The following is a 10,451-nucleotide window of genomic DNA, read 5'->3' as shown; positions in this document are numbered from 1 at the left end:
ACCTTCTGAGGGTGAACGTTGACCTTCTGAGGGTGAACGTTGACCTTCTGAGGATGAAAGTTGACCTTCTGAGGGTGAAAGTTGACCTTCTGAGGGTGAAAGTTGACCTTCTGAGGTCGAAGTTCCGAGTTCAGAGGTCGAAACTTGAAGTTTTAACTCTCCCCCATCCCCCTTGTCCCCTTGTCCCCTTGTCCCCTTGTCCCCCTCATCCCCCTCATTTCCCAAAAGCCTCCCCAACTCTTCCACCCAGTTGGTGTAAACGCGCATTACCACCGGCAAATAATCTTGAGTACCGATCGCTTTATTCTTTAAAGCCGGCACCAGTCCCGCATTCACCAGGGAACTTTTGCCTACACCCGATTGCCCATGAATTACTATCAACTTATAATCAGGGCGGCCCATGCGTTCGATTAAACGTTCTATATCCAACAGACGACCAGATGCAGCAATTTCTGGGGCAATATTTCCTTGGGGAGAATTTAAGCGCAATGTCTCGACAAATGCCTGTTTTGTAGCTTCTAACTTACCCGCACCAATAAAAGCCCGCAAGCCAAATTGCTGTTCAACGGAACGCCGTTGCTGTTTAATTTTGTATGCTTTGAGATATTCTTTCTGCTCAAAATAAAGCTGCTGCAAAAACCTGATAATATCCAAGTAAAGCCTGACATCTTCTAAGGGATTACCCACATCCCTAGCAGTTTCTAAGCTGAGTGTTGCCTCTTTAATTTGACTTAAATGGTATTGAGAATGACCTAAAATAAATTGATATAAACTCAATTCTTTTGATTTTAAAATCTTTTCAGGAATATCAGATAAAATCCCTGATATATTAGCTGATTCCTGATTTGGAATCGCTGCAAAAACTTCTAATGCTTGCTTGACTAACTGATTTGCTTTCATCCAGTTTTTTTGAGCCAAAGCCACCTCAGCTAAAAAACCGTAATCTTTGGCTAATTCTCTTGGCTGCTTGTTATTTTGATGGATTACTAAAGCTTGTTCCGAAAGACTCTGCAATATTTCCCACTTTTTCAGGTCTCGCAAAATATCACCGAACTTCACTACAGCGTCAGCAATTAAATCTGGACTTTTAAATTGGCTAATAAAATGTATATACTCTTGAAGATAATGCCAAGTTGTCTGCCCATCTTGACAATTGATATCTTGATGCTTCAAAGCTTTGAGATAATAGCAAAAGCTAATCTCACCGATGACTTTTGCCTGCTTTTCTAAATTATGACTTTGCTGCCAAAGCTTATAAGCTTTGTGATAATGCTCTAAGGCCGAATCTTTTTGATCATTTATCTGTTTAACAAAACCTAATAAAGTTTCTAAGTTAGCTTGAATATCTAAATTATAAATATCTGGCTTTTTAATTAAATCTCTTTGCGCTACTTCTAACTCATTTTCCAGCTTAAGATATACATCGAAGCTAAATTTTAAGTTATTACTAAACCATTGATTAGCCGTTTCGATGATAAAATCTACTAATTGCTGTGTTGATATGGCAAAATTTCTCGTAGTTGCCCAACTTTCCAAATCTGGCGCCAGCTGTATTAGATGCTTGTAGATTTCATCGTCAATCCAAAACACTAAGGGAAAAGCAAAATTCTTGCGAAACTCCTCCCGCACTTGATTTGCAGAAGTTAACATCACAGGCAAATTCTGCACGGATTCCAAACCGACAACCATCACACAGGCTGGCATTTCTGCGCCGAATTCTTCTTGAATCGCAGTGTAAAGAGTCTTGTTCGATTGCTGCACCGTCAAGACACGAATTTCGACTTGACAAATTTCTTGCAGTCTGGAGATTAAGCGATCGCGCAAGCTGGCATAATTACACCGGGCCAATATCAGCTTAAACTGTCCCACAGAGGATTCGATCGCCCAAGCTAATTGTGCTATGGAGCGATCGTTGTTTACATGGTCATCTTCTGGTGGTTGCGAGTCTGTCATAAGCTTATGGAGGCAGGGGGCAGGAGGCAGGAGGCAGGAGATAAGAAGTAGGAGGGATTCAAGACTTCATCTTTTGAATAGTTGACACCAAGATTCCTTGAAACCTATCAACTTCTTCCAAAATAGGAGTAAATATTTCCGCGGATGTCAATCCAACTTCCTTAGCAATAATCAACTGGGTATCGAGTTCTCGAAGCGAACCTAGAGCAATATGAAGAAACTGGATATATTCGTTCTGTGTTTTTCTACCATAGCCTTCTGCTATATTTGATGGCACAGAAACTGCCGAGCGTCTAATCTGACTAGTTAATCCGTAAAGTTCAGACTTAGGGAATTTTTCGGTAAGTCGATAGCAGTTAATAGCGATCTGCACTCCGCGCTGCCATATAAATTGCTCTCTATAGCTCATGATTCAGAAGTTTGAAGTTAGAAAAAACTAGATAATTGTGCACTCCCTGCCCCCTACCTCCTGCCTCCTGCCTCCTGCCTCCTGCCTCCTCATTGCAACTCCCTCGCCTCAGCCAAAACCGGATTAACATCAAACCAAGACTCGCCACCATCGCGATATTCAAACACAAACCGACTGCGGATCAGTTTTTGATATCCGTGGTCATCACTTACCTTTTTCCTTTCCTTGACATGGCGTAACAATTGCCACTCATCCTCAGAAATCGGCAACATGATTTCATTCCGCCGAGAACGAATAACTTGCTCTAGGGTTTCACGGGTTAGAGGAAGACTCATCTCTTCCATAATCCAGGTATTCAGCAGCCTTAACACATCTCGCACATGGCCACCGCTCATTTGACATAAACGCTCTAAGCTAGCAGCACTATCAACAATCTCGGTAACTTTACTTAAACGCTCCTCTGGTTTCATGTCAGGAAAAGCTCTAGCAAGCACCATCTGCTGCATGAGTGACATTCCCTGTGTATGAACGTTGCCATCAGCCCATTGTATAGGAACCATTGGTAACACCTTGGGGTCTTCTGGGAAACGCTGAGTCAGCATTCCGTAATCATTGGAAAACTTCAAAGATAAGGGCATGGTGTAGATGAGATGACAATTCAGCTTCGTCAAAAACTCACCCTGATCGACAAATAAATATTCTTGCTGCGGACGACCCCAAGGTTTGGCACGATTATCTATGCGGTCAAGATTATCGACAATTACCACCAGACCATTTTTACCCTGCTGTTTGAGTTTTGCGATCGCAGGTTCCAATAATTCTTGATTAATCGCTTCCAGCAGTTTAGTTTTTTGCGGTGCTAAATACTGATTGAGTTTTTCTCGCAGCGCTGGGTCATTTTTCATCTTCGCGGTGATTTCTCCAATGCCCACAGACAGAGAAAACTTATCTTTATCTGCCGATAAACCGACATCCCCCACCACCGGAAGCTTAACTTTTCCCGCCGTCACCTCGGAGTTTAAAACTTTCCAAGCACCTTGCAGCAACTCATTAAACTTGTTAGGTGACTCCAAAGTAATTTTATCCAGACTTTGACTCACCCGCCGAGCGATCGCTAGCAGCACATCAGCAATATCGACATCGGTCATTTCCAAATCATCACTGGATTCAAAATAGACCACATGAAAACCTAACTTTTCCAGTTCTGCCTGTAACCGTAATAATTCTGTCGATTTCCCACAACCAATATGCCCAGTAAATAAAGTGCAAGTGGGTTCATTCGGCTTAAAAAAAGTAATTTTCTGCTTCAGCTTGCCCAGAATATCACCACCTCGTACCGAGGAAAAATCTATATAATACTTGCCATCAGAGCTATTGTTGACAAACAGAGTTCTGCTGGGATCGCTAGCCTGATAAAATTCCCGTAAATCTAAGGACATAACCTGGTAGTGCAATAATCTGGTATTGTCTTAACATATCCTTGTAGAAAAGGATAAAATTATTTACACCTTTGCATTTGAGTATTTCGGAGAATTTTCGCTTTTTCTGCCTCAAAGGCGATCGAATGACATCGCGAATTCTCTGCGTACCTCTGCGCTTACCTCAGCGTGCCTCTGCGTTTAAACTTCACCCCTCAATTTCCCACGACCTTACCCAAAGCTGTAAGTAATATGAAGCAATCTGTAAAAACCAAGACTTTTTTTTGATACTATTTAAGACCGGACTCTTTAAATATTGATTGACGTATGAGCAAAGGTACCCTGTTTGATAAAGTTTGGGACTTACACACCGTTGGTACACTTCCCTCAGGGCTGACGCAACTATTTATCGGGCTTCACCTAATTCATGAAGTAACCAGTCCCCAGGCTTTTGCTATGTTACGCGAAAGAGGTCTAAAAGTACTCTTTCCACAGCGTACCGTCGCCACAGTCGATCATATTGTGCCCACAGAAAACCAGGCGCGTCCCTTTGCCGATAACTTGGCAGAGGAAATGATTCAGGCGCTGGAAAATAACTGTCAAGAAAATAACATAACTTTTTACAACATTGGTTCTGGTAGCCAGGGTATAGTTCACGTCATCGCTCCCGAACTCGGACTGACTCAGCCAGGAATGACGATCGCTTGTGGAGATAGTCACACTTCCAGTCATGGAGCATTTGGTGCGATCGCATTTGGTATTGGTACTAGCCAAGTCCGGGATGTTCTCGCTTCTCAAACCCTGGCCCTCTCCAAACTGAAAGTCCGCAAAATCGCAGTTTACGGCACTCTCAACCCTGGTGTTTACGCCAAAGATGTAATTTTACATATCATCCGTTCACTTGGTGTTAAAGGTGGCGTGGGTTATGCCTACGAATTTGCCGGTACGACATTTGAGCAAATGAATATGGAAGAGAGGATGACTGTCTGCAATATGGCGATCGAAGGCGGTGCTAGATGCGGCTATGTCAATCCCGATCGAGTTACCTACGATTACCTCAAAGGCAGAGATTTTGCACCCATTGATGCAGATTGGGATAAAGCAGTAGCTTGGTGGGACTCGATCAAGAGCGATGCAGATGCCCAATATGATGATGTAGTAGTATTTGACGCTGCAAAAATTCCTCCTACCGTCACCTGGGGGATTACTCCCGGTCAAGGTATCGGTGTCAACCAGTCAGTACCTCAACCAGAAGAACTGCTAGAAGAAGACCGATTCATTGCCGAAGAAGCTTACCGCTACATGGATTTATATCCCGGTCAACCGATCAAGGGCACTAAAATAGATGTCTGCTTTATTGGTAGTTGCACCAACGGTAGAATTAGCGATTTGCGAGAAGCGGCAAAAATCGCCAAAGGTCGCCACGTTGCCGAAGGAATCAAAGCTTTTGTTGTCCCTGGTTCGGAACGGGTGAAGGAAGAGGCGGAAGCTGAAGGACTAGATAAAATCTTTCAGGAAGCCGGATTTGAGTGGCGCGAACCGGGATGTTCCATGTGTCTAGCTATGAACCCCGATAAGCTGCAAGGAAGACAAATCAGCGCTTCTTCTTCCAACCGCAACTTTAAAGGAAGACAGGGTTCCTCCTCTGGTCGGACATTATTAATGAGTCCGGCGATGGTCGCCACGGCTGCGATTAAAGGCGAAGTTTCTGATGTACGTGAGTTGCTGTAATTTTGGGCATGGGGCATTGGGCATGGGGCATTGGTTATGAATTATTCTCCTTTGCCCCAGTCCCCAGTCCCCAGTCCCCAGTCCCCAGTCCCCAATCCCTTTGTCAAGTTATATGGTGAGTGAAGTTAAAACAGTTTCAGGGCGCGGTATACCTTTAGTGGGTAATGATATAGATACCGATCGCATCATTCCGGCGCGATATTTGAAAGCCGTTACCTTTGATGGCTTAGGTGAAGGCGCATTTATCGATGACCGAACAGCACTTAAAGGCGAACATCCCTTTGACCAACCCCAATACAAAGGCGCGAATATTTTAATAGTCAACCGTAACTTTGGCTGTGGTTCATCACGGGAACATGCACCTCAAGCGATCGCAAAATGGGGAATCCAAGCTTTAATTGGTGAAAGCTTCGCCGAAATCTTTTTCGGTAACTGTGTGGCAATGGGTATACCTTGTTTGACAGCCGATGCTGTAACTGTTAAACAACTGCAAGATTTAGTCACTGCTAATCCCCAAGCCGCCGTGACAGTGGATTTGGAAAGTTTGCAAGTGCAAATTGGTGATTATATTGCTTCAGTTGCGATCGGTGAAGGTACAAGAAGCACATTTATTTCTGGAACTTGGGATGCTTGCGGTCAGTTGGTGGCGAATGCTGACCAAGTTCGGGCAACAGCGACAAAATTACCTTACGTCGGTTGGAGCAATTTAGCCGCGAGTTAGTATTCTCTCATTCCCTGCCTGACAGCCAGGGAATGATATCATCTTCGGTAAATTACTTGTAATTCCTTCGTGGTCTTTAAATACTGTTCGGTTAAGCCAGGAGACGCGATGAATCGCCGTCTCTACAATAATGGTCGGTCTTTAACCAAATCGTATTGCGTGGACTCTCCCCTACTAGGCTTACGGTGTATACACAAGTAATCTGATTACCCAAAAGTCCTTCTAAACCTCACCCTGGCTTTACCTAGCAAAACCAGGGTGAGGTTCTTTTATTATGGGCAATTCAGCGGACACGATATAAGCCGCCGAATTTATAGCACAAGCCTTGGTGGTTAGGACATTAACAGATGATAAAACTTAGACACAACAAGACTTTTCACCAATCCCCAGCGATGCACTGAGCTTATCGAAGTGTCACCAGCGATGCACTGAGCTTGTCGAAGTGTCCCCAGTCCCTTGCTATACGTAACTCTAGAACCAAAATATTGAATCAGATTAAAGTATTACATTTTACTCATTGGATAAATAGTTGTTTGAGAGTAAATGTAATAACAAATGCTCAAACTTAAACAAAATTCTAGGTTAATGATTGAATAAATCGATTTTTATTAAGTGCTTTTAAATCACTGATACCTATAAATATTTGAACAAAAACTTACCATATTTTACATATCAACACCCACTTATTAATCCTAGTCAACGAGTTAAACCGTTGTCAGCAAAGTCACAATACGAATACGGATTAATATTTAATCTTGTCATTTCTTCAACGTTACTTACATTTGTTTTAACTTTAGCGAAAATCGTTCAATCAGTTGAAAGCTAGTTTACAAAAGGCATTCACGAGTTACGCTTTCTTTTTCAAATGACGTGAAAAGTTAGGATACAGTCAGGTATGTATCTAAAATTCCTAGTGAAGAAGTTTTACAAAAACCAATCTTCTGCATAAAACAAGAAAATATCTCTGATTAATACTTAGCAGCTAAAAACTATAAGTTTTCTAGTTCATAGAGAAAAACTAGTACTTCCATACATTTCTTAGAAATGAAGTATTAGTAACTCATTGTTCGTTGAGATAAATTAAGAATTAGGAGTATTAATCATGGCAGTAACTTGGATTCCAGGCCCAGGCCCGACTAATGGAGCAGATGTAGGTATTAGTAATGCCGCTTCTGATAACTTCAATGGTTTGGATGGAAATGACAGCCTTTTTGGAAATGCTGGTAATGACCTGTTACGAGGTGGCGATGGTATCGACTTTCTATCCGGTGGGAACGGACAGGATACCCTAATCGGAGATCGTGGTAACGACACTTTCATCGGCGGAAACGGCAACGACAGGCTCATCTGGAACAATGGTGACGGTAGCGATAGAATGAGCGGTAACGCTGGCTATGACGTGGTTGAAGTCAACGGCGCGGGTGTAGGAGACAACTTCCGCCTGCAACAAGATGCTCAAGGTAGGGCAATCTTCGATCGCCTGAACCTGGTTCCCTTCACTCTGACTGTAGACAGTGCAGAAAGGTTTGAAATCAATGGTGGTGGCGGTGATGACACCCTTGATGTCAACAACCTGTCAGGAACTTCTGTAAATGCAGTCTGGTTCACAGGCGGGGCTGGCAATGATGTGCTGGATGGTAGTGGCACAGCGACAACGTTGAGAGCCTTCGGTGGTGAGGGGAATGACAGTCTCACAGGTGGTACTGGCAATGATAACCTTTATGGTGATGCCGATAATGACCTGTTACGAGGTGGCGATGGTATCGACTTTCTATCTGGTGGGGACGGGAACGATACCATAGTTGGAAATCGTGGCAATGACACCTTCACTGGTGGAAACGGCAACGATCGCCTGATTTGGAACAATGGTGATGGTAGCGATAGAATCAGCGGTAATGCTGGCTTTGACGTGGTTGAGGTCAACGGCGCGGGTGTAGGAGACAACTTCCGCCTGCAACAAGATGCTCAAGGCAGAGCAATCTTCGATCGCCTGAACTTGGTTCCTTTCACTCTGACTGTAGACAGTGCAGAAAGGTTTGAAATCAATGGTGGTGGCGGTGATGACACCCTTGATGTCAACAACCTGTCAGGAACTTCTGTAAATGCAGTCTGGTTCACAGGCGGGGCTGGCAATGACTTCCTGGATGGTAGTGGCACAGCGACAACGTTGAGAGCCTTCGGTGGTGAGGGAAATGACGTTCTCTATGGTGGTGCTGGCAATGACTTACTTTATGGAGATGCTGGTAACGATCTGTTACGAGGTGGTAAAGGTAATGACATCCTGACTGGTGGTGCTGGTGGCGATCGCTTTGTATTCAACTCAGGTGCTGGGTACAATGGTGCCGATCTCGGTGTAGATAAAATTACTGACTTCAGCTACTTTAGCGATAAAATTGTCCTCGATAAGACAACTTTTGCCGGACTCAATAATCTGTCCCAAATTAAGATAGTAGCTAATGATGCAGCAGCTGCAACTAGCTCTGGACTCATTACTTACAGTCTTGGAACTGGCAACTTGTTCTTCAACCAAAACTTGACATCACCAGGCTATGGGACAGGTAGTTTGTTTGCCAACATTGATAACGATAACAATCAGTTCACAGCCCCACCATTATTATCAGCGACAAACTTTGAGATCGTTGCGTAAACATCTCTCAAAATCCATAGAAGCTAAGGCATGTCTGCAAGCTGACAGTGAAATTCTAATTAGCAATCATCAATGTTGCTAATTAAGGATAATTGAATCCTCCTCATACTTTAAATATGGGGAGGATTATACAGCAGTTTTCTTTTGCATGAAGTACGAGACTGCAAAAGCAGAAATTCTTTATATCTCAATACGCTTGGGTTAAAAGTTATTAGTGTAGATAATCAAGATGTGATAAAAGCTTGAAATTCTCTTGTTGCCCTTGTTTTTTTCATTAGTTAAATCCAGATAGATACGAAAAACTTAAAAATTACTGCGTAGGCGTAGCCAGCCGTTAGCATCGCTTTGGAAAAAGAGGCAATTTTAGGCGATCAAAAATATTCCGGCAAAGTTCCTAATTTATGTCTTGAAAGTTAGATTATGGATGAATAGTATTAAAAATACAGTTTTATTTATCTACATACAAATTTAATTAAAAAATAAAGTTAATTTAAACAGAATATTGTAAATAAGTTAAAATTTGCTGTAGGATAATAAGAAGATTTTGTAACCTAATAAATCGATTAATATGCGTTTACCTATCATCATCAGTGCAACACTATTGCTTTCTCTAGGTATGAACCTACCAGCTATATCCGAAACTAGCGCAGATAAAGCACAATATCAAACGCAAACGAATAATAGCTTGAATTCAAGACGATTGAAATTTAATAAGCGTTTGTGGGAGCAGGCAAATATTTCTAACTATCGCATTACGGTTAGCAACAGTTGCTTCTGCATACCAGATGCTAGAGGGCCAGTAATCATTGAAGTACGTAATGGTCAAACAATTTCAATCACTTCTGTAGAAACTGGTAAACCAGTTAATCCGCAATTCTTTCAAAAATATGATACAATTCCCGAACTCTTTAATGTGATTCAAGATGCTATCAACCGTAAGGCATTCAACCTGGATGTAGAATACAATGCTAAACTTGGCTATCCCACTAAAATTAATATCGATTACAATAGTCAAATAGCTGATGAAGAAATCTTTTTGACAATCGAGAATTTTCAGGAACTGAAAACTAGACGCTAAACTGATTACTTGCGCTTTATCTCGACCGGAAATAGGGGTAAATTAGCAACTTCAAAGCGAGATTTAATACTTCAATTTATCCCAAAAAGCTAATAGCGATCCAATACGCTTGAGTTAAAGGTCATTCGTGTAGATAATGGTTTTTCAAGACGCGATAAATCGCGTCTCTACATCTGGATTTTGTAGCTAAGGAATTTCCAAATAAAAAAATATACAACTTTTATTGTGGGCTGGGCGACACGAAAGCCCAGTTCATAGGGCGGACAAGATGTCATTGGTGTCAAGTTAAGCTAAAAGCCTTTTCAAATCTCGTTTCCAGCCTCTAGGCTGGAAATGTTGCTCTTGGCGGCTCTGCCGCCAGAAAGGGAGGCGGAGCCTCTAGGACGGCATTCCCAGTCAAAGATTGGGAACGAGACAATATCTAAAAGCTGGTTATAGGCTGGCTTTCACCCTAAGTTGACACCAATGACAAGATGTCCACCCCACAAGAGTGG

General features: G+C 42.5%; 6 protein-coding genes and 1 pseudogene. 4 read left to right on the top strand and 3 right to left on the bottom strand.

The window, feature by feature from the left end:
* The 3 genes and pseudogenes from RMZ95_RS27315 to RMZ95_RS27305 all read right to left on the bottom strand — a co-directional run.
* Positions 1 to 1,953, bottom strand: a pseudogene (locus RMZ95_RS27315) (ribosome assembly protein 4); the annotation flags it as partial.
* 58 nt (positions 1,954 to 2,011) lie between these two features.
* Positions 2,012 to 2,362 (bottom strand): four helix bundle protein, encoded by a 351-nt coding sequence (locus RMZ95_RS27310; RefSeq protein ID WP_322684702.1) that lies wholly within the window; start codon positions 2,360 to 2,362, stop codon positions 2,012 to 2,014.
* 89 nt (positions 2,363 to 2,451) lie between these two features.
* Positions 2,452 to 3,801, bottom strand: coding sequence for a P-loop NTPase fold protein (locus RMZ95_RS27305; RefSeq protein WP_322684701.1), 1,350 nt, complete (start codon positions 3,799 to 3,801; stop codon positions 2,452 to 2,454).
* A gap of 306 nt (positions 3,802 to 4,107) precedes the next feature.
* Between RMZ95_RS27305 and leuC the strand changes: the two genes are divergently transcribed.
* The 4 genes from leuC (at position 4,108) to RMZ95_RS27285 (ending at position 9,957) form a co-directional block, all read left to right on the top strand.
* Entirely contained in the window at positions 4,108 to 5,511 is a 1,404-nt protein-coding gene (leuC, locus tag RMZ95_RS27300) for a 3-isopropylmalate dehydratase large subunit (protein WP_322684700.1), read from the top strand.
* Positions 5,512 to 5,623: 112 nt separating this feature from the next.
* A complete protein-coding gene (leuD, locus tag RMZ95_RS27295) occupies positions 5,624 to 6,232 on the top strand; it encodes a 3-isopropylmalate dehydratase small subunit (RefSeq protein ID WP_322669609.1) in 609 nt (202 codons plus the stop codon).
* A gap of 1,102 nt (positions 6,233 to 7,334) precedes the next feature.
* Positions 7,335 to 8,879: a calcium-binding protein gene (locus tag RMZ95_RS27290; protein ID WP_409883928.1), complete on the top strand. Its 1,545-nt coding sequence runs from the start codon at positions 7,335 to 7,337 to the stop codon at positions 8,877 to 8,879.
* Positions 8,880 to 9,447: 568 nt separating this feature from the next.
* Positions 9,448 to 9,957, top strand: a complete 510-nt coding sequence (locus RMZ95_RS27285) for a DUF6174 domain-containing protein (RefSeq protein ID WP_322684698.1) — start codon at positions 9,448 to 9,450, stop codon at positions 9,955 to 9,957.
* Positions 9,958 to 10,451: the final 494 nt, after the last annotated feature.

The sequence above is a fragment of the Nostoc sp. DedQUE07 genome (genome assembly GCF_034530975.2).
In the GTDB taxonomy this organism is placed as follows: Bacteria; Cyanobacteriota; Cyanobacteriia; order Cyanobacteriales; family Nostocaceae; genus Nostoc.
Note: the sequence above shows the minus strand (reverse complement) of the source record. Positions and strands in the feature narration are given on the sequence as shown.